Source organism: Paraburkholderia sp. MM5482-R2, from assembly GCF_050436125.1.
Lineage (GTDB): Bacteria > Pseudomonadota > Gammaproteobacteria > Burkholderiales > Burkholderiaceae > Paraburkholderia > Paraburkholderia tuberum.
In genome coordinates this window covers 1,733,868-1,757,607 of sequence record NZ_JBNDLP010000002.1, presented here as the reverse complement: position 1 = coordinate 1,757,607, position 23,740 = coordinate 1,733,868, and the positions used below count along the sequence as shown (strand labels likewise).

At 67.6% G+C, this 23,740-nt stretch carries 15 protein-coding genes, 1 pseudogene and 1 riboswitch; of the genes and pseudogenes, 6 read left to right on the top strand and 10 right to left on the bottom strand.

The genetic code is table 11. The annotated features are described in order from the left end of the window. The first annotated feature begins 51 nt into the window (after window positions 1–51). Window positions 52–693, top strand: a complete 642-nt coding sequence (locus tag OKW37_RS10945) for a VC0807 family protein (protein WP_090804107.1) — start codon at window positions 52–54, stop codon at window positions 691–693. Between the two features lie 55 nt (window positions 694–748). Here OKW37_RS10945 and OKW37_RS10940 read toward each other — a convergent pair whose 3' ends face one another. The 3 genes from OKW37_RS10940 to recC are packed head-to-tail and all read right to left on the bottom strand — an operon-like array spanning window position 749 to window position 9,950. Continuing rightward, window positions 749–2,839, bottom strand: a complete 2,091-nt coding sequence (locus OKW37_RS10940) for an AAA family ATPase (RefSeq protein ID WP_429509817.1) — start codon at window positions 2,837–2,839, stop codon at window positions 749–751. Further along, window positions 2,836–6,561, bottom strand: coding sequence for an exodeoxyribonuclease V subunit beta (recB, locus tag OKW37_RS10935; protein WP_429406536.1), 3,726 nt, complete (start codon window positions 6,559–6,561; stop codon window positions 2,836–2,838). Before recB ends, OKW37_RS10940 begins: the two co-directional genes overlap by 4 nt. Further along, window positions 6,558–9,950 (bottom strand): exodeoxyribonuclease V subunit gamma, encoded by a 3,393-nt coding sequence (gene recC, locus OKW37_RS10930; RefSeq protein WP_429406538.1) that lies wholly within the window; start codon window positions 9,948–9,950, stop codon window positions 6,558–6,560. Before recC ends, recB begins: the two co-directional genes overlap by 4 nt. 213 nt (window positions 9,951–10,163) lie before the next feature. Between recC and OKW37_RS10925 the strand changes: the two genes are divergently transcribed. Further along, a complete protein-coding gene (locus tag OKW37_RS10925; RefSeq protein ID WP_429406540.1) occupies window positions 10,164–12,686 on the top strand; it encodes an FUSC family protein in 2,523 nt (840 codons plus the stop codon). A 19-nt stretch (window positions 12,687–12,705) separates the two neighbouring features. Here OKW37_RS10925 and OKW37_RS10920 read toward each other — a convergent pair whose 3' ends face one another. Together OKW37_RS10920 and OKW37_RS10915 are read right to left on the bottom strand one after the other, a co-directional pair. Further along, the gene (locus tag OKW37_RS10920; RefSeq protein WP_090804099.1) at window positions 12,706–12,915 is read right to left on the bottom strand and encodes a hypothetical protein; all 210 of its coding nucleotides are present in this window, start codon (window positions 12,913–12,915) and stop codon (window positions 12,706–12,708) included. A 247-nt stretch (window positions 12,916–13,162) separates the two neighbouring features. Then, window positions 13,163–13,648 (bottom strand): Lrp/AsnC family transcriptional regulator, encoded by a 486-nt coding sequence (locus OKW37_RS10915; RefSeq protein ID WP_090804098.1) that lies wholly within the window; start codon window positions 13,646–13,648, stop codon window positions 13,163–13,165. Between the two features lie 138 nt (window positions 13,649–13,786). On the opposite strand from OKW37_RS10915, the gene OKW37_RS10910 reads away from it, so the two are divergent. Then, window positions 13,787–14,455 (top strand): cysteine dioxygenase, encoded by a 669-nt coding sequence (locus OKW37_RS10910; protein WP_429406541.1) that lies wholly within the window; start codon window positions 13,787–13,789, stop codon window positions 14,453–14,455. Window positions 14,456–14,486: 31 nt separating this feature from the next. Here OKW37_RS10910 and OKW37_RS10905 read toward each other — a convergent pair whose 3' ends face one another. From OKW37_RS10905 to OKW37_RS10890, 4 genes are all read right to left on the bottom strand, one after another. Then, complete coding sequence (locus OKW37_RS10905; protein WP_184066742.1) at window positions 14,487–17,291, bottom strand: mechanosensitive ion channel family protein; 2,805 nt, start codon at window positions 17,289–17,291, stop codon at window positions 14,487–14,489. A gap of 118 nt (window positions 17,292–17,409) precedes the next feature. Further along, window positions 17,410–18,057 carry an NAD(P)-dependent oxidoreductase gene (locus tag OKW37_RS10900; protein ID WP_184066739.1) on the bottom strand — a complete coding sequence of 216 codons (648 nt, stop codon included), beginning with the start codon at window positions 18,055–18,057 and terminating at the stop codon, window positions 17,410–17,412. A 180-nt stretch (window positions 18,058–18,237) separates the two neighbouring features. Beyond that, window positions 18,238–18,687, bottom strand: a complete 450-nt coding sequence (locus tag OKW37_RS10895) for an Rrf2 family transcriptional regulator (RefSeq protein WP_429406544.1) — start codon at window positions 18,685–18,687, stop codon at window positions 18,238–18,240. A gap of 90 nt (window positions 18,688–18,777) precedes the next feature. Next, entirely contained in the window at window positions 18,778–19,242 is a 465-nt protein-coding gene (locus OKW37_RS10890) for a hypothetical protein (RefSeq protein ID WP_429408431.1), read from the bottom strand. A gap of 214 nt (window positions 19,243–19,456) precedes the next feature. Between OKW37_RS10890 and OKW37_RS10885 the strand changes: the two are divergent. Continuing rightward, window positions 19,457–19,639, top strand: a pseudogene (locus OKW37_RS10885) (SDR family NAD(P)-dependent oxidoreductase); the annotation flags it as partial. Window positions 19,640–19,812: 173 nt separating this feature from the next. Next, window positions 19,813–20,136, top strand: a complete 324-nt coding sequence (locus OKW37_RS10880) for a hypothetical protein (RefSeq protein WP_090804088.1) — start codon at window positions 19,813–19,815, stop codon at window positions 20,134–20,136. A 42-nt stretch (window positions 20,137–20,178) separates the two neighbouring features. Here OKW37_RS10880 and OKW37_RS10875 read toward each other — a convergent pair whose 3' ends face one another. Then, entirely contained in the window at window positions 20,179–21,936 is a 1,758-nt protein-coding gene (locus OKW37_RS10875) for a sensor histidine kinase (RefSeq protein ID WP_429406546.1), read from the bottom strand. A 441-nt stretch (window positions 21,937–22,377) separates the two neighbouring features. On the opposite strand from OKW37_RS10875, the gene OKW37_RS10870 reads away from it, so the two are divergent. After that, window positions 22,378–23,565: an ammonium transporter gene (locus OKW37_RS10870; RefSeq protein ID WP_184066730.1), complete on the top strand. Its 1,188-nt coding sequence runs from the start codon at window positions 22,378–22,380 to the stop codon at window positions 23,563–23,565. Between the two features lie 77 nt (window positions 23,566–23,642). Continuing rightward, a riboswitch (Fluoride riboswitch) is annotated at window positions 23,643–23,704 on the top strand. Window positions 23,705–23,740 lie beyond the last annotated feature (36 nt).

Genomic DNA, 23,740 nt, shown 5'->3' with positions numbered 1-23,740 from the left:
GGCCCGACCGGTTCACCGATACTGGTTCTTTCGCTTACGGCGTAAATTCATATGAAAATCCGTCCCGGTTTCGTGCTCGAACTGGCCGTCAACTTTCTGCTGCCGTGGCTTGCTTACCGGCTCGCGTTGCCGCGGGTCGGCGAGACCGGCGCGCTAATCGCGTCCGCCGTGCCGCCGCTCGTGTGGAGCGCGATCGAGCTCGCGCGCTTCAGGCGCGTCGATGCGCTCAGCGTGATGGTGGTGGCGGGCATCGTGCTGTCGGTCGCGGCCATGGCGCTCGGGGGCAGTCCGCGCATGCTGCTGTTGCGCGAGTCGCTGGTGTCCGGCGCGGTCGGCGTCGTGTTCCTGCTGTCACTGCCGATGCGTCGTCCTCTGATCTTCTACCTCGCGCGCGCGACGGTCGCGCGCGAAATGGAAGGCGGCGCCGCGCATTTCGAGGCGCTATGGCGCGAGCGCCCCGGTCTCGCCACCGCGATGCGAACCATGACGCTCGTGTGGGGCATCGGGCTGACCGCCGAAACCGCGCTACGCGCGTGGATGGCGCTGACGTGGCCGATCGAACGTTTCCTCGTCGTGTCGCCGTTTATCGGCTACGGCATCTACGCGGGACTCGCGCTGTGGACACTGTGGTATCGCAGGACGATGCGCAGCCGCGTCGAGGCCATCGAGCGGGCGAGCGGGGTTGCCGGTTGAGCGCCGCTCGCACCACAAGTCCGCCACTTCGCTTTTTCTGCCTGCTGCCGCGCAATCAACGCGATGCTTCGGCAATCCGCGCGGCCAGCCCCGAATCACGCTGCGTCGGCGTCGCGATCGCCTGCGCGAGCACGGCCCGCGCGCCGATCACCTCGACGCGTTCGCGCGCGCGAGTAATCGCCGTATACACGAGCTCACGCGACAACACCCGGCTGAACGCCGACGGCAGCACCAGCACCGCTTGCTCGAACTCCGAACCTTGCGACTTGTGGACCGTCAGCGCGAACGCGGTGTCGTGCGGCGGCAGCGCGGCCGGCGACACCGCGCGCACACCGCCGTCGCCGGTGCGGAAGTACACGCGCAGCGCGCCACCCGCGCCCGGCAGCGCAATGCCGATGTCGCCATTGAACAGACCCAGCGCGTAATCGTTGCGCGTCACCATCACCGGACGTCCGGCAAACCACTGCGCGCCGACCGCGAGCGTGACGCCCGCGGCGCGGCGCACCTCAGCCGCCATCGCCGCGTTGACCTGATCGACGCCGCGAGGTCCGAGCCGCGTCGCACAGAGGATGCGGAAGCGGTTGAGCACGTCGAAGAGCGGCACTGGATCGGGCGTATCGACGGCGAGCGCCCTGGCAAGCGCGTCGGCGTACGGCGCGAAGCCACCGGCAAGTCTTGCGGTGGTGCGCTCGGCCAGCGTCGTGTGAGCGTCCTCGTGCAGCGCCGCGGCGCAGACTTCGGTCGGGTCGATCTGCAATACGTCGAGCGCCGCGCTCGGTGAGCCGTTGCGAATCGCGACGGACAAACGGCCGATCGGCGACTCGAGGCCGAACCGGTAGTTGCGCTCGAGCCAGACGACGCAGTCCGCGAGCGGGTTGCGTTCGATCGCCGATCGCTTATCGCGATCCGCCTGCTCGCCAGTCGCCGATGTCACGCCGTCACCGAACAGATCGCCCGACGCGGGCGACTCGAAGGTTTGCGGCGTCTCGGGCGGCGCAAATAAATCGTCCAACGGTGCTTCACCGGCTTCACGCAACGCGCGCGGCAAAGCCCGCGCGAGCCGCGCCTCGTCGATGTCGAGCGCCTGCGCGACCCGTCGCAATCCGCTCCCGCTCAACGCCGGCCGCGCGCTGAGTTCGGCGAACACCGCGCCGGCTTCGACCGCGGCGAGCTGGTCCTTGTCACCGAGCATCACGAGCCGCGTTTGCGGCCCGATCGCGTCGAGCAGATGCGTGGCCATCGCCACGTCGATCATCGACGCCTCGTCGATCACGACCACGTCATACGGCAACGGATTATCGCGATGATGCCGGAAGCGCCCGCCCGGCCCCGACCCCAGCAAGCGATGCAGCGTGTACGACGTCTGCGGCAAACGCGCGGCGAGTTCGGGCGGCAGGTCGCCCGCGCGCGCGAGCAACGCTTCCTGCATCCGCTGCGCCGCCTTGCCGGTCGGCGCCGCCAGCGCGATGCGCAAATCGGCCCGCGCATCGAGCAGACACGCAAGCACGCCGACCACGGTCGTGGTCTTACCGGTTCCCGGGCCGCCGCTGACGATCGTCAGCCGCCCCGACAGCGCCATCACGGCCGCGACGCGTTGCCAGTCGACGTCGTCGTCTCGCGGACGACCGAAGTAGCGCAGCAGGCGTTCGCGCAAAGCGGCGGGGGTGGTGTCGGCGTCGGCCTTCGCGGTGCTCGCCTCGCCCGTCGCATGCGCGACCAGGGCGTGGGCCAGGCGCCGCTCGTAGTCGTAGTAGCGCGCGAGATAGAGACGCTCCTGCGCGTCGATCACGAGCGGGCGCAACGCCGCCGCGCCCGCCGCGTCCGCTGCGCCATCGCTTGCCATGCCGCTCGCGAGCAGCGCCGCGCGCACTTCGGCGCTCGACGCGTCGAAGCGGCGCGCGAGCGTCGCGAGCGGCACGCACACGTGCCCTTCGGCGGTCGCGCGGCTTGCGGCGAACGCGCCGCGCGCGGCCCACTTCACCACCTCGGTCGATGCGCCACCGCGCCGCGCGAGCATGCCGATACGGCGCGCGAACCCTTCGGCGAGCGCGATGCTGAAATCGGCCGGCGCGGGCAGGTTGACGCCGATGTCTTCGATGCCGAGCGGCGCGGCCGCGCGCTCATCAAGCGTGCCGGGCGTGCTCATGCGCCACCTCCGATCATCGCCGCGTCGAGCAGCGCCACCAGTTCGAACGGCGCACGCCGCCTGTGCACACCGGCGGCACCGTCGACATCGCGCCAGTCGGGCCGCACGCCGCGCACGAACAGATACAGGTAGCCGCCGATATGCGTGTCGTATGCATAGTCGCGCACGCGCGTCTTCAGATAGCGATGCAGCGCGACCGTATAAAGCAGCGCCTGCAGGTGGTACGCGTGACTCGCCATCGCCGTTTCGAGCGGCGCGGCCGCGTAGTCGGCGGCGGTGTCGCCGAGATGGTTCGACTTCCAGTCGACGATCCAGAAGCGGCCGTCGTGCTCGACGATCATGTCGATAAATCCTTTGACGAACCCGCGCAGCACGCCGGGCTCCAGCGCGACGTCGGGATAGCCGTATTCGATCAGCAGCTCGCGCAGCGCCGGAAAATCCAGCGACGGGGCCGCGAACAGAAACTCGAGTTCGTTCAGGCGCCGACGCGGATCGAGCCGCGCGAGCGTCATGCCCGGCACGAGTTCGGTCGAGACGACGTCGGCGATCAGCCGATGCATCATCGCGGGCAAGCGCGCGGCGAGCTCGGGCGCGGCCGGCGCCGGACGCTCGCGCAGCGCGCCGCGGATCGCGTCGGGCCAGGTGCGCGCCTCGGTGAAATCGGCGAGTTCGAACATCCGATGCAGGCAATCGCCGGCCGCCGCGCCGCGCGGGAACCCGAGGATGTCGTCGTCGGCATGCGCCGGGGCGCTCGCCGCGGCGAGCGGCGGGAGCAGCGGCGCGGCGGGTAGCGCATCGGCGATTTCATCGTGGTCGGGCCGCACGTCTTCCTGCGGCGCGTGCGCGTGCGCATCCCCGCTCCTGCCGCCGGCCGCGATCAGCCCGCTGAAACTTGCCATGCGCCACTGATCGCGCAACGGCCGCCGATTCGCGCGCGCGTGCAGATGCGCGCCCTGATCCCGCAGACTTTCGAGCGGCACGCGGCGCGTCACTTCGGGCAGCGCCCGCAACGTGACCGGTCCGCCCGCGAGCGCCTGCCAGCTCGCCGCGAGCGCGGCTTCGTCGGGCGGCTCGGCGAGCCAGGCGTCGAACGTGTGGCCGCTGCCGCCGACGAGCCAGTTCAGCACGCTGCGCCGCGACTCCTTCGTCGAGCGCGACGACAGATACGTGCCCGCGACCAGGTAGCAGCGATACACCGCGCGCGTGAGCGCCACATAGACGAGCCGCGCGCGTTCCGCCGCCTGCTCGCGCACCGCGGAACGCGAGGCGCGCTCGGCTTCCTCTTCGTCGCAACCGTAGTGCAGCACCGCATCGCCGCTCTCGTCGTGATACTCGCGCGCATCGGGCAAGCCCGACGAGGGCGGCTCGCGCAAGCCGCCGTCGTTCAGAAACGGACAGAACACGACCGCGTATTCGAGTCCCTTCGATTTATGGACCGTGACGATCTGCACGAGATTGCGATCCGACTCGAGCCGCAGTTGCGCCTCGTCACCGCCGCCCTGCTCGCGCTGCGCGGCGAGCCAGCGCAAGGTAGGCGCGATGCCGGGCTGGGTGGCCGCGCGCGCCTGTACGAGCTCGGCGAGATGGTTCACGTTGGTCAGCCGACGCTCGCCGTCGACACCCGCGACGAGCCGCTGCGCGACGCGCAGCTCGCGCACCAGCGTGCGCCACATCACCGCGAAGCCGCGTTCGTGCCACAGCATCCGGTAGCGCGAAAAACGCTCGACCCAGCCCATCGCGTCGGCGGCGTCGAGCGCTGGCGCGGGGTCGTCAACGGCCGCGGCCGCGGGCGCATCGGCAACCTGCGTGAGACGCCACAGCGCGGCGGCATCGAGCCCGAGCCAGTCGGTGGCGAGCGCGGCGCGCAGGCGACGCAGATCGCCGGGCGTGTCGATGGCGGCCAGCACGCGCTCGATCTGCTCGGCGTCGAGCGTCGCGAACACCGACGCCTGCGCAAGCTCCACGCTGCCGACGCCCCACGCCGCGAGCACGCGTTTGACGAGGCTGCCCTGCTTGTGCGTCTGCACGAGCACGGCGATATCGCCCGGTGCGAGCGGCTTGTCGCCGATCGTCACGACACCTTCGCGCGCCCCTCGCAAAAGCCGCACGATCTCGGCCGCGCACGCTTCGCTCGCGGCGCGCTGCGCGCTGCGTTTGTCCAGCGGCGTTGCGCCGCGCGGCAACGTCCAGATGCGGAAATCGCCGCCGCTCGCGTCGGGATCGGTAAACGGCGCGCGGCGCCGCTCGCCCGCACGCACTGGCTGATAGTCGAGCCCGTCGAGCACGAACGCCTGGCGGTTCGCTTCGAAGATGCGGTTGCACGCCTCGACGATCGGGGCGGTCGAACGCTGGTTGACCGCGAGCGTGTAGCACGCGGACGCCGACTCGCGCGCCGCGAGATACGTATGCAGATCCGCCGCGCGAAAACTGTAGATCGCCTGCTTCGGATCGCCGACGAGGAACAGCGGTCCCGCCGGCGCGAAGATGCGGCTGAAGATCGCGAATTGCAGCGGATCGGTGTCCTGGAACTCGTCGATCAGCGCGGCCGGATAGCGGCTACGCAATGCATCGGCGAGCCAGGCATGCGCGGCCAGTGCGCGATACAGATTCGCGAGCAGATCGTCGAACGATACAACGCGGCGCGTGCGCTTGCGCGCCACCAACTCGGCCGGCGCGTAGTCGAGCCATGTCTGCACCAGCGCGAGCCAGCGCGCGCGCTGCGCGGCCTCGGCGGCGACCACGGCCGCGGCCAGCGCGTCGGCATGCTCGAAGAACGGATGTGCGGGCGGCTCGAACTTGACCTTGGTTGCCTTCTTCAACGCCGACGCTGTCAGCTTCAGCGCGGCGCGCGGCGGCGGCGCATGGCAATCGCCCTGCGCGAAGTAGTCGGTCCACGCGGCGATCGCGGCGCTCACGTGATCGGGCTTGTGCGTAGTCTTGCTCAGGCGCTCCTGTGCCTCGGCCAGTAGCGCGACGATCGCGTCGCGTTCGGCCCGCCAGATCGCGCACGCGACATCGAGGCCGGCCTGCGGATCGGCGCTTGCGCCGGCCGCGTCGACGCTGCCCCAGCGCAATTGCGCGAGCGGCTTTTTCAGGCGCCGGGCCAGTTGCTCGTCGAGCGACGCGGGACCGGCGCGCTTGGCCACCAGCCACGCGGCGAACGCCGGATGCGCATGCGCGACCGGCTCGACCTGCTCGCGCCAGAAATCGGCGGCGAGTTCGAAACGCAGCGCCGCGTCGTCGGCTTCCATCTCGAACGCGAATGGCATCGCGGCCGCGAACGGCGCTTCCTGCAAGGCGCGCTGACAGAACGCGTGGATCGTGTGGATCGCGGCCTGATCGAACGTGCGCAGCGCGCGGCGCACGACCTTCAACGCGGCCTCGCGCTCGATACCGCGCTCCGGCGCGAGCGTCGTTTCGAACAGCCGGCGGATGAACGGATCGTCGCCGTCGTCGTCCATCTCGATCGCGCGGTGCAGTTCCGCGAGACGGCCGCGTATGCGCTCGTGCAGCTCCGCGGTCGCGGCCTTCGTGAACGTGACGACGAGAATCTGATCCGCGTTCAGGTTCTTTTCGAGCAGCAGCCGCACGTACAGCGCGCAGATGTTCCACGTCTTGCCGGTGCCCGCCGACGCTTCGATCTGGTTCACGCCGTCGAGCGGACATGCGAACACGTCGAGTTCGTCGGCGGCGATGGTTTGATGGCGCAGCGCGTCGCTCATGAGGCGCTCCGCAAATGCTGGATCAGTGGCTTGAAGACGATCGCGGCGAGGCTGCCGAACGGTTCGTCGAGCGTGAGCGGTGTGCCGCGCAGCGCGATGCGCAACGCGGGGTCGTCGGATTCGCCGCGCACGCGGTCGTTGACCCATACGCCTTGCGCCGCCGATTCGCTTTCGCTGACCCGCGCCCATGCGCTTTTCGGGAAAAAGCGCAGCGGCAGCCGGCGGCCGGCATTGAAGAGCGCAGCCAACGGCGCGAGTTCGTCGAGCGGAGCCGCGACGGGCGCGAACTCGAAGCTCTCGCCGCTGCCGTGCCACACGGTGCGGCGCGGGCCGTCCGGCTGCGCCGCGCAATAGACCAGATGCGCGAGCCACGCGGACAGATAGTCGCGCGCGCTGGCTTTGGCATAACGAAAGATCACTTGTCCCGTTCCGGTCAGCAGGTTCAACGTGCCGCGCAAATGCAGCGGCGTTTCGGCGGATTCGCGCAGCAGCGCGTCGTAGTCGCCAAACAGGGACACGGCGCTGTCGGTGCCATCGCCGCCTTGCGGCCAGCGCGGCGAGACGTCGAGCACGAACGGCAAACGCTCGACGCCCGCGGCCACTTCGCGCCGCACGCTTTGCGCCAACTGCCGCAGCGCGGACAGCTCGCGCGCGCGCCACACCGCGCCGGTCGCGCCGCCGGGCAACTCGGGGCTCGCCTCGGCGACGCGCTGCACGCGGCTATAGATCACCTCGTCGTCGGTGCCGGCGTCTAGCAGCACCGGCAGCAGGCGCTCGGCGAGCGCGTCGCGGCCCGCATAGTCGAGATCGAACGGCTCGGTGTCGAGCAACTCGCCCTGCGCATCCGACAACGCGATACCGAGCCGGTCGCGCAGCAGTGCGCGCGCCGGATGACGCCAGAAGCGCACGAAGTCGTCGAACTCCACCTCGTGCATATCTTCCGGCGGCAGCGGTTGATCGAAGAACGGCGTGGCGGCGGCATGCTGCGGTTCGGCAAGCAGCGTGGCCAGCTCGGCGCGATCGGCGTCGTAGGTGAACAGGTCGGGCTTCGCCGCGAAGTAGTCCGACGCGAACGCCTGCAACGGATGCTCGACGATGAACTCGCGCCGCGCGCTGTCGACCTCGGCCGGACTCGCGTCCTCGCCCGCCGACACCTGCGCGAGATGATCGAGCAGTTCATCGACGAGCGCGGCCGGCGGCAGCGGCGCGTTATCGCGAATGCTGCGGCCCGTGTAGGCGATGAAGAGCCGCTCGCGCGCGGCGAGCAGCAGATCGAGGAACAGATTGCGCTCGTCGTCGCGGCGCTGACGGTCGCCGGCCTTACCGAACGCGGCCATCAGATCGAATTCGTCGGCGCGTGCGAGCGACGGCAGCACGCCGTCGTCCATGCCGAGCAGGCAGACCACACGGAACGGCAAACCGCGCAAGCTCGTCAGCGAAGAAAACGTCACGCTGCCCCACGGCACGCCGCCGCGTGCGGGGTCGTCGAGCGCTTCGGTGAGCGCGGTGCGCGCCACCGACGCCGGCAGCAACACATCATGCGCGCCGGCCTGCATCGCGGCGCTCATCGCATCGAGCGCGTCGCGCACGGCCGCGAGCGAATCGGCGAACTCGACGCCGCCGTCGAAGCACTGCCCGAGCGTTTCGAGCAGCAGTTGCGACCAGTCAGACGGCGTGCGCTCGATCGCGCAGCTCGCCGCGAAGCTGTCGATGTCGTCGACGAAACGCGACAGACGGCCGAGCAGTTCAGCATCCGAACCGCCCGGGCCTTCGACCGGCAGCCACGCATCGACCGGCTCGCCGCCTGCCGGCATCGCGTAGCCGAGGTACAGGCGCGTCAGCGCATCGGCGAACGTATGACGCGCGACCGGCACGTGTTCACCCAACGGTTCGAGCGGCGCGAGCCCGCGCCGCGCGCCGGCGGCCGCGAGCCATTCCTGCGCGGCCTCGAGCGAATTCGCATCGATGCCGTAGCGCACCGCGACCGCATCGACGCGCAGCCATTCGATCAGATCCGGCGCGCCGACGCTGCGCTCGGGCAGCGCGAGCCAGTCGAGCAACAGACGCGCGACCGGATTGGCCTGCGACGGCGGCAGGCCGGTAATGCGGTACGGAATGCGGCGCGTGTCGCCGGCAGGCGTGGTGCCGAACACCGCATCGATCAGCGGACCGGCCGCCGCGAGATCGGACACCGCGACCAGCACGTCGGACGGCTGTAGATCGTCGAATTCGTCGAACCAGCCGAGCAGGCGATCGTGCAGCACTTCGAGCTGCCGGGACAGGCTATGACAGACGTGCACCTCGATACCGCGCTCGATAGGCAACTCGTCGGCATCGGCCTCATTGCGCAAAGCGAGGATGCCGTTCTGCACGGCGGCGAGCCAGCTCGGCTGCGGGTTTTCGGTGAAGTCGCCAGTCTCGGCCGATGCGGCGCTTTCGGTCAGCTCGTGCAGCATATGCAGCTGCGCCTGAGTCTGGCGGCCCCATTCGGCGAGCAGCGGATGACCGACTTCCTGATAGTCGAGCTGCCCCGCCGCGTCGAGTGCCTGCACGCGCCCTTCGCTGACCACGTCGAACCAGAACTCGCGGCACGGGTTCATCACGTACAGACGCACGTCGATCCAGCGCGACAGCGCGCGCAGCAACGCGATATGCAGCGGCGGCATGGTCGGCAGCGCGAACACGCTGACCGCCTCGGGCCATCGCGCGTTCGAGATCGCCTCGAGATCGAGCGCCGCGATTTCATCGAGGAACCGGTACGCGGGCGGCAGCGCGGCCGCGGATGTTTGCGCATGACCGCCGGCTTGCGCGAGCTCGGCGAGCACCGCGCGCCACAGCGCCGCCTGCCAGCGCTCGTCCTCGCGCGCCGCGTCGCTCGCGCCGGTCAGACGCGGACCGGTGTCGTCAGCCGCGCCGCTCGCGAAGATCGAGCCGCCCTTGTGCCATTGCAGCAGCCATTCGGGGCGATAAGTCAGATAGTGATCGAGCACGGTCGCGACGCGCCGCGCGAGTTCGTAGCGCATCGACGCGTCGGCCGCATCGAGATAGGTGCGCAGACGCGGCGACGCGTTCCACGGCAGCGCTTCGTCTGAGTCGTCGAGCAGCCGGTAGCAGCGCCACACGAGCCGGTCCGGCGCGAACGGCGAATGCTTCGGCACCTCGATCACGCCGCCGATCTGCGCCCACAGCCATTGCGCGAGATAACCAAAGTTAACGTTCGCGCAGATGCCCTGGCGCGCGGCGATATCGAGCTCGAGCCGCCGGCGCACGGCCGCGCTCGGCACGATCACGGGCCGCGCGGTCCACGGGTCGGACGGCGCTTGCGCGAGGTCGCCGAGCAGCGCGCCCACCAGCGTTTCGTAGCGGTTCGAGTAGAAGAGCTGAAGCATGGATTCCAGATCACATTTGGCACGCTGATGGCCCGCGAGCGATGCGCGCGAGCCACGGCGGACATTGAAGCGACAGCATAACAAACCCATCCCCAGGGCATAACCTGGCCGAATGGACGAGGTCAGAACGCGCGCAAAATCAGTTAGACTCGACGGCAGTTTCGCGCTGTCTTTCCAACTGCGGTTTTCTCGGTGAATGGATTCAGGTAGTCGATGCGCTATTCGGTCGAAATAAGAAAATTCCTTTATAGCCAGTACTTTTATGGCGGCCTGCGCATCGCGGTCGGCGTGTCGTTACCGGCCATCCTGTGCCTGATCGTGTTTCACAATCGTGACCTCGGCTTCACGATCGCGACCGGCGCGCTCGGCGCCTGCGTCGTCGACATGCCGGGCCCGCTCAAGTACAAGCACAACGAGATGCTGGCCTGCTCGGTGATCGGCTTTCTGTCCGCGCTCGCCACCGGCCTCGCCACCGTCAATCCGCTCGCGCTGTGGTGTACGGTCGTGCCGCTCACGTTCGTGCTGTCGCTAATCGTCGTGTACGGCAATCGCTGGCCGCAGATCAGCTTCGCGACGCTGTTCATGATGATCATGACGCTGGAGGAGCACTTCACGCCCTTGCAGGCGCTCGTCAACGCGTCGTGGATCCTGCTCGGCGGTCTCTGGTACACGTACTGGTCGACCTTCGTGAGCCGCTGGATGATGCATCGGATCGAGCAGCAGGCGCTCGCCGAAAGCGTGTTCGCGTGCGCGGACTATCTGCTCGCGCGCGCCGCCTTTTACGATCTCGACAACGATCTCGACGAGTGCTATCGCAACCTCGTCGACAAGCAGATCTCCGCGGTCGATCGCCAGGACGCCGCGCGCGACATCGTGCTGCGCAATCTGCCCAAGTTGAAGCGCGGCAAGCTCCAACCACGCCGCGCGATGCTCTACAACCTGTTCATCAATACCGTCGATCTGCACGAGCTGTTCGTCGGCGCGCAAACCGATTACACGCTCGTGCGCAGCACGTTCGGCGGCTCCGATCTGCTGGTGTTCTATCGCGATCTGATCCGCAAGGCGGCCGAAGATCTCGAGGAGATCGGCCTCGCGGTGCTGCAGAACCAGGCGCCGCGCATGCGCGTGAACGTGAAGGCGGAATTGCGCGCGATCGAGTATGAAATCGAACTGATGCGCAAGCAGGAGCTGCCGACGCAGAACCCGGAGGCGTATTCGGCCGTGTCGTCGAATTTCCGCCGCATCTGGAGCGCCACGCGGCTGATCGACAAGATGCGCCGAAGCCTTACCGCCGAGCCGAGCCCGACCGAAACCGAACTGCGCATCGACCAGGCGCTGAGCCGTTTCGTGTCGAGCCGGCGCGTGCCGTTCGGGCAGATCCTGTCGAATCTGACAATGGCCTCGCCGAGCTTTCGACACGCGTTGCGCGTGACGATCGCGGTCGCCGTGGGCTTCTGGCTCGGCCGCCTGCTGCCGCTCACGAACGCGTACTGGATCGTGATGACCACCGTGATCATTCTGAAGCCCGGCTACTCGCTGACCAAGCAGCGCAACGGGCAGCGGATCATCGGCACGCTGATCGGCTGCGCGGCGAGCATCGCGCTGATCATCTTCGTGAAGGAGCCGCACATCCTGATGGTCGTGATGTTCGCGTCGATGGTGATGAGCTACAGCCTGCTGCTGTTCAACTACACGGCGAGCGTCGTGTTCACGTCATCGTATGTGCTGCTGCTGTTCCATCTGCTCGCGCCGGGCAGCATGCGCATCATCGGCGAGCGCGCGATCGACACCGTAGTCGGCTGCGCGATCGCGATCGCGGCGAGCCACCTGTTCCCGTACTGGGAGTACCGCTTGATGGGCAAGCTCGTCAACAACATGATCAGCGCGACGCGGCAGTATCTCGAAGCGAGCTGGTGGTGGAGCGGTAAACCGGCCGCGGCGGTGGTCGCGGCCGTGACCGAAGCGGGCGCGCGCGCGCCGGCGGCGGCGATGGCGGATCCGGCGATCGGCTTTGGCGGCCCGGCGCTCGCCGTCGCCGGCTCCGGCACCGGAGCCGAAGTGGCGAGTGGCGTCGGTGCGCGCGGCGCTGGGCGCGCCGGCGTGGCACAGCCGGTCGCCGACGCCAATGCCGAGGCGAACGCGGGCGAGGCCAGCCATGACACCACCACGATCCGCAACGCGACCGCGCGGCCGGCAAGCGGTGCATCGGTCGCCGCTGCCGCCGCGGCGACCGCGCTCGACCGCGATTACCGTTATCGGCTCGCGCGCAAGAACGTTCACGTTGCGTTCGCGAATCTCGGTCAGGCGTTCCAGCGGATGATGCTCGAACCGAAGTCCGCGCAGAAGTTCGTGCCGGAGTTGAACGGTCTGCTGGTGCGCAGCCATGTGCTCGCGTCGCAGATCACGGCCGCCGCGCCGCTGTTGCGCACTTCCGCGCAACAGCAGCACCAGGTCGAGGATATCTCGCTACAGCCGCTGCAGCGCGCTTTGAGCCTCGTGCGCGACAACCTGAGCGCCGCCGAAGCCGGCACCGCGTTGCCCGCCGAGCAGGGCGAGCAGATCAAACTGATGAGTCGCGAACTCGATGCGATGGTCGTCGAAACGGAGAAATCGCCGGACTATACGGCCGATGCCGTGCATGACACGAAGCTGCTCGCGCATCAATGCAAGCAGATGCTCGCGGCGTCCGCGCAGATTCGCAAAGACGCGAGCATGATCCGGCTACCGGAGGAGTGAAGCAGGAAGCGCGCGGGCGTTATTGCGCGGCGCCGCTCGCCGGTTTCATCGCGGTGGCCGCCGCGGCTGCCTGCGAAGCCACTGGCGGCACCTGCGTGGGCTGGCTGTCGAACTCGTGCTTTTCGCGGATCGCGTTATAGAACAGCGTGGCAATCACCAGCAGGATCGCCACCACGATAAAGACGGAGATGCCAAAGGTCGGATTCTTCTTGCGCGGCGGTCTGGTCATGAAGCGGGCTCGGTTCGCGACGCAGTCGCGGATGGGTCGGAGAAGGCGGCATTCTACGCCCAGTGGGCTTGCACGCGGCTTGCAGCCGGGGGAGCAGTATGGATGCGCTGTGGCGCGTTTACTGTCGAGGTAGCAAGCGGCGCTCCTTGGTCTGTGCTCTCCCGTCGCCTTAAATGCATCGACCACGTCGCCATCGTAGCGAACCCGTGTTCCGTTCGTTCGTCACCGCCCCATCGCATGTCGCGCGTCAGCCGTTATTTGTGACAGTCACAGCCGGCCGCACCGGCAATGCCGTCGAATACTTGATCTGCTCCATCGCAAAGCTCGAACTCACGTCGTACAGCGGCACGGCCGTGATCAACTGCTTGTAGATCCGGTCGTAGTCGTCGATATCGGAGACCACCACGCGCAGCAGATAGTCGGTCTCGCCGCTCATCCTGTAGACCTCGACCACTTCGGGAATATCGCGCACCGCCTGCGTAAATGCGGCGGCCCATGTCTCCGTGTGCTGATTCGTCCGCACCGCCACGAACACCGTGGTTCCGACCCCGAGCTTGCGCGCGTCGCACAGCGCCACCTGCGCGCGAATCACGCCCGCCTCCTTCAGGCGCTGCAGCCGCTTCCAGCAAGGCGTCTGTGACAGGTTCACGCGCTGCGCGAGTTCGGCGATCGGCATCGTCGCGTCTGCCTGCAGCAATTCGAGCAGCTTCCGATCGATGATATCCATACTCATACCACCACCCCTCATAGGAAATTATTCTACTTTTCTGACGGTCGAGGGAATTATATGGAAACTCTTTCTCCGGGCAAACCGGTATAAATATCGATACCGAAAATTGCCGAACTGCAGCGCCCGCGCTGCAATAAAACCATGAGCGACGACCTTCGCGCCACCGCTTTCGAGCACCTTCCCGACTACCTGAAGTCGCTGCCGGACCCGGCCCGACTTGAAGCGGCCACGTTACCGACACAAACGCTGGGCGAGATCGGGCGCACACCGCTCGAGCGCCTGTGCGAGACGCTCGACGCGATGTTCGAAGCCTGCGCGAAATTTCCGGAACCGTCGCATTCGACGTTCTTCGCGCGCACCATGCGGCTCGCGCTCGCCGAGGCGGCCGCCGACCCGGCGCTGCTCGCACCGATGCAACGCGAAGGTTCCGCCGACACCTATCGGCGCCATCTGCTCATCGCCGATCCGCAAGGCCGCTATGCGATCGCCGCGCTGGTCTGGCAGCCCGGCCAGGCGAGCCCCGTGCACGCGCATCACACCTGGTGCGGTTACGCGGTGGTCGAGGGCAAGCTGAGCGAAACGGTCTTCGAATGGGACGACGCGCATCAATGCGCGAGCGCGCTGCGCGCTCAGACGCGCAAACGCGGCGCAGTGTCGTTCGTGCGCGGCGGCCGTGCTGCGATTCATCGGCTTGGCAACAGCAGTGATGCGCCGGCGGTGTCGCTGCATATCTATGGCGTCGAAGGCGCGCGGATCGGCTCGCACGTGAACGACATCGTGCGCATGGCCGACGCGGCGGAGATGGTTTGACGGTTGCACGGCCCCCAAACACACCCCCGCCTCAATTCTTCCCACCCACATCACCCGCCGTCGGAATCTGCGGCGGAATCGGCGCGGTCTGTCCGGTCGTCGGCGGCGCCGGACGCGGTTCGTGCGACACGTCACGGGCGGGCGCAAGCGGCACCTGTGTCGACGCGCGCGCCGACGGGCCAACGACGCCCACCTCATACTCAGCTTCGCGCGGATACTCGTGCGGCCCTTCGCGGTCTCTTTCGCGAGTGGGTTCATGCGCCCTTTGATGGGTTTTGCCGCGCGCGCCGTCCCGCGCCGGCTGCTGCGCCTCGCCATGCGCATGCCGGCTGTCATCGGCACCGGCATTCACAGGCGCGACGAACCCGGTCATCTCATCGTCGCGCAGCGGCTCGCCCTCGCTATCTTTCGACGATGTGTACAGCCGCATCTGCGCGACCGGAATCTCGATGCCGGCCTCGTCCATCTTGCGCTTGAGCCGCAAATTGAACGCGCGCGCGACGCTCCATTGCTGCAGCGGCCGCGTCTTGATCTGCCCTTTGACGACCATCCAGTTCGGATCGAAGCGATCGAGGCCCCACACCTCGATCGGCCCGAGCATCTCGCGCCGGTAGCGGAAGTCGGCCATCAGCTCCGCGCCGACTTCGCGAATCAGCTGCGTGATCTCGTCGACATCGGTCGAGAACGACATGCGCACCTCGAACACCGCGTACGCGAAATCGCGCGACAGGTTCTTCACGATCTTGATCTGCGAGAACGGAATCGCGTGGATCGCGCCCTGCCCGTCGCGCAGCCGCACGGTGCGGATCGACAGATGCTCGACCGTGCCCGCATGCCCGCCATCGACGTCGATCCAGTCGCCGACCGAGATCGTGTCCTCGATGATGATGAAGAGCCCGGTGATCAGGTCGGTCACCAGCGACTGCGCGCCGAAACCGATCGCCAGACCGATCACGCCCGCGCCCGCGAGCAGCGGCGTCACGTTGATGCCGAGGTTCGCGGCGGTGACGATCCCACCGATCGTCATGATCGTGACGAGCAACACGTTGCGCACCAGCGGCAACATCGTGCGGGCGCGCATGCTCGGGCTGCGCGCCTTGTTGCGCGGGCTGCCCGGATTGAGCGTCTCGGTGATCGCGGTGTCGACCAGAATCCACAGCAGCCACGCGATGAACACGGTGGCGACGATCGCCGTCATCGCATGCGCGACGCCGCGCGCCGCCACGTTCCTCTCGATCACCGCGGCCAGCGACACGCCCCACAGACGCGCCGCGGATTCGAAGAAAAACAGCCAGATGAACAATGTCAGCAAGGTGCCGCAAAAGCGCAGCAGCCGCGTCAGATACGGCGAGCGGCGCCGCGCGCGGGCGCTGCGCGGCCGCGTCATGCGCAGCACGATCGCCGACAGGAAGAACGCCAGCACCAGCAGCAGCGCGGTGACGATCGAGATCTGCAGCACGTTTTCGCTGGAGCCGGAGCCGCCGAGCGTCGCGACCACCGACGCGGCCGCGAGCACCAGCACCGGCACGTGCCACAGCGCGGCGAGCACCTCGAACGCTTCGGTCGCGGCCTTGTGGTCGTTGCGCTGTTCGTACGGCCGGTTGCGGATCAGATGCGCGACCGGCCGGCGAAACGCGAGCGCGAAATAGCCGGTCAGCACGGCGGCCGTCATGTTGGCCGCGGTCGAAATCAGCGCGGCGAGGTTGGTGCCGAGCTGATGCTCGACGTCGTAATTGACGGCTGCGTCGCCGAGCGCGCCGCACACGCCGATCACGAACAGCACGCGGCGCGCGTGATCGATCAGCAGACGCACCGCGACGCGGCGGTGGCCCGAGCCGAACAGCGAAAACATGATCAGACAGATCGCGGAAAACACCGCGCCCGCGACGATCGCATACGCGACCACCATGCCCAGCGTGCGGCCGAGCGAATCGGGCATCGCGCGCATGAACAGCAGCGCCGCGATGAACGCGATGATCCACGGACCGACGCGGCGCAACGCGAAGATCAGCAGCTCGCGCGTGGTGGGATTGGGCCGCAGCACCAGCTCGACACCGAAGCGCCGGTGCAGCCGTTGCTGCAGATAGATCAGCGCGCCGGCACAGGCGCCCCAGCCGGCCAGCATCCCCAGCATCGCCAACAGGATCGTGCCGACACCCTCGTGTCCCTGGCCCGAGACGATCGTGTACAGCTCGTTGCCGGCCGCGGTCACGCGCCCGCTCCAGTAGCGCACCGGCGTGCGGCCCTGATGCACGTCGGATTCGAACGACGCGATGCCCGAGGCGATCGCGCCGAGCAGGCCCGGGCTAGGTTGCGCGGACGCGGGCGCAGGTGGCCCGACGGTTTGCGCGGCGCTTTGCGACACGTCGCGCAGCTTTTTCAGTTGGGCAACGAGCGCGCTGCGCTGGCGGTCGTTGTCGAGCGTGGCGATCACGCTGTCGAGCGAGCGCGCCAGCTCCGCCTGGCTCGCGGGCGACGGCGCCGACGCCGCCTCGGGCGCCGACGCCCCCGATGCCGCGGACGCCGGCGTCGCGTTCACCGTCGCGCTGTTGATCAGGCTCTGCAATGCCGGGATCACCGGCGTGCCGCCGCCGACCGCGGGGCCCGCGGCTTGCGCCATGCGCGGCAGCGCGCCGAGGCACAGAATCAGCGCGGCGCACAGCAGCGCGGCAAACCAACCGACGGCATCTGTGCTCGCGCGCGGGCGGGCGTCGCCGCTGGCAGTGTCGCAAGCGGTGTGAGCGGAGGAGAGATGGGGGGCGCTGAGAATCGCCGGCTGCTGCCCGCCGCCAGACGGCGCAGCCTCGGACTCACGCTGCGACGGGCATGACTGCATGGCAATCCGTGAGAAAACGGCAGACGCCAGTGTAGCCGCAGTTTCGCCCGGCGCGGCCGAACATGCGTAACCGAATGTTAGTACGCTTGCGCGGCCGGCGAATTCGAACCGCCGCTCGTCAGTACGCGACCGTCGCGATCTGGCGGATGAAGCGGCCCTGCTCCAGTTCGTCGACGAACGCAATCGCGTAGTCTTCGGCCGAAATGCGGCTGTTGCCGTCCGCGTCCGCAATCAGCGTGTTCGCGCCCGTGCGGAACTTGCCGGTGCGCTCGCCCGGCGCGATCAGCGCGGCCGGCGCGAAGAACGTCCAGTCGAGATCGGTCACGCCGCGGTAGTACTCGAAGGCGTCGCGGTGCGCGAGTGCGATACCCTTGTACGCGTCCGGAAAGCCGTCGGTATCGACCAGTTGTTTGCCCGCTGCGACTTCGAGCGAGCCCGCGCCGCCTACCACGACGACGCGCTTCAGCCCCGCCGCGCGCACCCCCTCGACCAGCGCGCGTGTCGCTTGCGTCAGGGTGGCGAGATCGCCCTGCGGCGGCGCATACGCGCTTGCGACCACGTCCTGACCGCGCACCGCCGCGCCGACGCTCGCGGCGTCGAGCAGATCGGCCTGCGCCGCATGCAGATTCGCGACGCCGGCCGGCACGCGCGCCGGATCGCGCACCAGCGCCGTCACCTGATGCCCGCGACGCGCGGCTTCCGCGGCAATCCGCGAACCGATCATGCCAGTCGCGCCAAACAGGGCGATCTTCAGTTGCTTGCTCATATCAACGTACTCCTCAGGTTGTCTTATATGTAACTTTTATAGTTACATATAACGAGAAAAAAAGCGGGGCGCTCACCCCGTTCCTTTGTTTGGCACGCGTGCCGGAATAGTTCGACCCGCGCCCTACGACACTGCGCTTCTATCGTTCACCGCCGACGCGTCTTGCGCGCGAAGGCACGCTCAAGCACGGCGCTTGCGCTCGCGCTGCTTCTCCGAGCGGACCACGTCGGCGGTCGCGTCGGCGAGCGTGCGCGCGCCCAGCGCCGCTTCCATTGCCTGCTGCGCTTCGTCGATGATCCCGCTCAACACGCTCTGGATATTGCGCCCCACCATGCACGCTGGATTTGGCTCCTCGCGATGCAACGCGAACAACTGCGCGTCTTCCACCGCGCGATAGACCTCGAGCAACGTGATCCGTTCCGGCCGCCGCGCAAGCAACGCGCCGCCACCGGCGCCCATCTGCGAGGTGGTGAGGCCGGCGTCGGAGAGCATGCTCAGAAGCCGGCGAATGAGCGCGGGATTGGTGTTCACGCTGCCCGCGATCATCTCCGACGACAACGGCACGCCGCCCTGTAGCGACAACAGCGCGAGCACATGCACGGCAAAGGCAAACCGGCTACTCGTGTTCACAGCAGATCCGTCCCGAAACGACAATGTGTAACCATCGTAATTACATATAACGCTAATGTCAAACGGCGAAACCGGATCGAACGGCGCGAGTCATTTATCCATCTGCTTCTGCGCGTCGGCGGAATCGGTCGATGCAGTCGACGAAGCCGACGCGCCCGCATTCTGCGCCGACCACGCCTGCAGCTTGCGCCCCGCCGTTTCGAGGCCCTGGCCCGTGATCGACGCGGCCTTGCCGAGCTGCGCGTTGGCCGCGCTCGCCGCGTTCTGCAGGTTGGCCTGCGCGCTCGACGCGAGCGCGGCCGGGTCGATCTTGAGCGACGGCGCGGAGGCCGAGTCGAGGTTCTGTTGCGCGGCGTCCTTGGTCGCGTCGACCTGTTGGCCGACGTAGCTCGCGGCCTGATCGAGCTTCTGACCGGCAAGCTGCGCGGCGTCGTTCAGCTTGCCCGCGGCCTGGCCGGCCGACGCGTCGTTCTTCTGGCACGCGGCCAGCGCGCCGAACACGAGGACCACGACCGCCGCGCGGTGCAATAACGATGAGGAAAGAGATGAAATCATGATCTGGAAGGAGCCGCGTCGAGCGGCTCGCACATGCGAAGACGTGCCCATGATACCGCCGTTGCGCCGCGCGCCCGCTTCGGATCGCCCCGGCGAGTTGGTCGCGGTTCTGTCGAACCTGATGGAGCTGACGTCCGCGCGATTCAAGAGGCGACCCTTCCCTCAACGATCGTCTTCGGCGCGCGCCTGTTGCCGCGGCAGTATTGCGAAGCCGACGCGCGCTGTATTGCCGACCATGCGCGCGAACCGCTCGGGCCACGTGATCAATGTTTCATCGATTGGCGGCTATCGTGCCGCGGCGGGCTTTGGCGTGTATTCGTCGACGAAGTTCGCCGTCGAAGGCATCACGGAAGCGTTGCATGCCGAGTTGAGACCGCTGGGCATTCACGCGACAGTCGGCACGCGGATCGCCCACCGAGTCCCGAGACCACGTGCAGCAACGAGCGTCGACTTGCAGCGGCGCTCGCCTCGACATCGCTCAACAGCGCCCCACAATTCAGAATCTTCCGACAGTTGCAGGCGAAACACCTCCGTATAGTGTCGCGGCTGCTTTTGGGGAGTGCTGTTTCGATGAAACTGATCGACTGGATCGTCACCCTCGTCATCATGCTGATGGCGATCGTTTTTTTCTGCGCGCGCCGGCTGCCCACCTGGTCGCACGACACCCGCGCTCGACATATGAAAGGGACCCGTTTGCTGATGCAGGCCGCGTGTGCACTGTGGGCGGCGCTGCTGGGTGTCACGCACGGCCTGTTTGCCGTTGAGGGTCTTGCCGGCATTCGGCCAACACCGGCCGAAACGTTCGCCGGCATCGCCGTGCTGCTGGCATGCGGTTGCTACTGGTCGGTGCGCGGCAGAAGACTGCTGAAGCCGCGGCGGATTTTCGCCGGTTGATGCGCGGACGAGCGCCATCCGCGCCGCACGATCGAGCGCCCCCTACCGCGTGCTGATTCCTCGCACCGCGTCGATCGAACGCGCGGACGACCCGCTGCCTGCGCCCAAGCCTGGTCCCGCAGCGCCCGGCACACTCTGACGCGCACCGCGCGCCGCCGGAGCCGGACCCGCCGCGGCGAGCGCAGCCGCGCCAGCCGCGGCCGGTTTCGCGCCCGCGGCACCCGCCTCTGGCAGCGACAGATAGAACGTCGTGCCTACCCCCTCCTTCGATTCCGCCCACACGCGGCCGCCATGTCGCTCGACTATCCGCCGCACGAGCGCGAGGCCGATGCCCTCGCCGGCCGCGGCATTGCCGTGCAGCCGCTGGAACGCGGTGAACAGGCGCGGCAGCGCGATCGCCGGGATACCGAGGCCGTTGTCGCGCACGTAGAAGATCCGCAGCGAATGCACGCCCGGCGGCGCAGGCGTCGTGCCGATTTCGACGCTGCCCTCGCGCGCCGGGTCCAGATAGTTGACCGCGTTGCCAATCAGGTTTGCGAAGATCTGTTCGAGCGCGGTCGGATCGCCCCATACCGCGGGCAGTTCGCCGACCGTCACTCGCGCGCGCCGCGCACGGATCGAGCCCTGCATCGCATCGACGACACGTTGCACGATGTCGCGCACATCGACATTCTGGCGCCGGTACTCGACCCGCCCGACCCGCGACAGCCGCAGCAGCGCGTCGATGATGTGTGACGCGCGCAGCACCGCGGTCTGCAGATAGTGCAGCGCCTCGCCGATGTCCTCGTCGACGAGGCGCTCGATCCGCTCGCGCGTGCTGATCGCGAGCGACGAGTTGCGCACCGCGTCGCGCATCTCGTCGCTTGCGCGAATCAGCTCCCTGGAAAATCCCTGCAGGTTCACGAGCGGCGCGCGCAGGTCGTGCGACACGCTGTAGATGAACGTTTCGTTTTCCTGGGTCTGCTGGCGCAGCGTCTCGTTGCTGCGCGCGAGCTCGGCGGCGCGCCGCTCGAGGTCCGCGTGAAAGCGAGCTTCGATGCGCTCGGCTTCGAGCAGTCGGCGGCTCGTCTCGTGCAAGGTCAGATCGAGCCGCGCGATTTCATCGCTACCCGCGCCGAGCGGCGCGAGCGGCTCGTTGCCGGCGAGCCGGCCCGCGTTGTCGGACAGTAGCGCGAGCCGGCCGCGCACGCCGCGCGTGAACATCCAGACGGCGAGCGCGACGAACAGCAGCGAGCCCAACGCGGCCGCGACGATCAGCGTCTGTTCCCGTTCGCGCACGGCGGCGACGGCATTCGAGCGCGAGCTGTCGAGACGGCGCTCCTCGGCCTGGAACGCGCTCACCTCCACACGGAAATGATCGAGCACGTCGGCCTGGGCGAGAGCGTGGAAGCGCGCGAGAATCTCGCCGGTCCGCCCGGCGTGCAGCATGTCCTGGATCCGGTCGGACCACTGGCGGTACGTCTGCACCGCCTGGCGCACCTCGGCCACGCGCTTAACCTGCGCCGGATCGTCCGCGACGAGTTCGGCGAGCTCGTCGATGCGCCGGTCGACGTCCATCCATACCGCGATCGGGGTGGTGAAATGCGCGTCGTTGGCGAGCACCGCGCCCCGCAGCGCGACCGATTCGGCCAGCACCGGATCGAGAATCTCCGTGGTCTGGCGCAACACCTTCTCGCTATGGATCGCCCAGCGCTCGGCCATCGTCGCATCGGTCTGGGCCTTCACGACACCGGTGAGCAGCGCGAGTTCGAAAACGGCCGGGATCGCGATCAGAAGCAGGCCTTTCGTGGTCAGTCTCATGCGTGCCCATGGGAGGGGTTGGCCGGCGGATCGTGGACGGAGTCGGCACATTATGTCGGCGTTTGCGCGGGAAAAGAAAGAGGGGCACGAACGCGTCGACGGCAGCTTCTGCCGTTCGCGTACAGTGCGCCAGAAATGGGCATCGACGCGCCGGCCAGCGTCTCGCTGCGTCAGGATGCCGAATGAAAATGTAATTTAAATCGAATAGTTCGCCCTCGTCTGGGTCAATCTGCGCAAGGGCGTCGATTTATGCACTTTTCTTGTGCCATTCCTCTCTGTTAAGGTGCATGACGCGCTCGGGCGGCGCATGGCTCAAAACCCACCGGATGCCCATCCCGGTGCCCGATTGCACCGTGTCGACGCGACCAGCACAGCTTTGGCCCGCTTTGGCCCGCTTCTTGCTGACATAGCGCACTTTTTTGGCATAAGCGGGACATATCGATGGAAAGTCTGAAATACGGCGCCGATACCGAGTTTCTTTTGATGGGCGCTGCCATGGTGCTGGCGATGCACGCGGGATTCGCCTTCCTGGAGCTTGGCACCGTGCGCAAGAAGAATCAGGTGAATGCGCTGGTCAAAATTCTGGTGGACTTTGCGGTCTCGACGATCGCGTACTTCTTCATCGGCTACACGATCGCATACGGCGTGCAGTTTTTCGACAGCGCGGCGACGCTCGCCCAGCACAACGGCTATGCGCTCGTGCGCTTTTTCTTCCTGCTGACGTTCGCCGCCGCGATCCCCGCGATCGTGTCGGGTGGCATCGCCGAGCGCTCCAAGTTCAATCCGCAGCTGTTCGCGACGTTCGTGCTGGTCGGTTTCATCTATCCGTTCTTCGAAGGCATCGCGTGGAATGGCCGCTTCGGCATCCAGGACTGGCTCACGCAGGCCTTCGGCGCGCCGTTCCATGACTTCGCGGGCTCGGTGGTGGTGCACGCGTTCGGCGGCTGGGTCGCGCTGCCGGCCGTGCTGCTGCTCGGCGCGCGCCACGGTCGCTATCACCGCGACGGCGGTATCGCCGCGCATCCGCCGTCGAACATTCCGTTTCTCGCGCTCGGCGCATGGGTGCTGACGGTCGGCTGGTTCGGCTTCAACGTGATGAGCTCGCAGACGCTCGACAAGATCAGCGGCCTCGTCGCGGTCAATTCGCTGATGGCGATGGTCGGCGGCACGCTGAGCGCGTGGTTCGCGGGCCGCAACGACCCGGGCTTCACGTACAACGGCCCGCTCGCCGGGCTCGTCGCGGTGTGCGCGGGCTCGGACATCATGCATCCGCTCGGCGCGCTGGTCACGGGCGGTATCGCCGGCGTGCTGTTCGTCTACATGTTCACCTGCGTGCAGAACCGCTGGCGCATCGACGACGTGCTCGGCGTGTGGCCGCTGCACGGGCTGTGCGGCGCATGGGGCGGCATCGCGGCCGGGATCTTCGGCATCCATTCGCTCGGCGGGCTGGGTGGTGTGTCGTTCGCCTCGCAGGTCATCGGCACGCTCGGCGGAATCGTCGTGTCGGGGCTCGGCGGCACGGTCGTGTACGGCGTGATCCGCATGACGGTCGGTCTGCGCCTCGACCAGGAAGAGGAATACAACGGCGCCGATCTGTCGATTCACAAGATTTCGGCAACGCCGGAGTGAACGAAGGCGGCGCTCGCGGGAAACGGGACAGGCGCGAATCACGCGCCTGTCCCCAAATGCGCGCGCCGATGTTAGACTTCGCGGCTGGAGATGGCATTCTCCATTAACCGCCCTTGGGGCTGATGATGCCTGCTACGCCCGGTTATGCGGACGCGGCATCAACTCGCCCGCATCA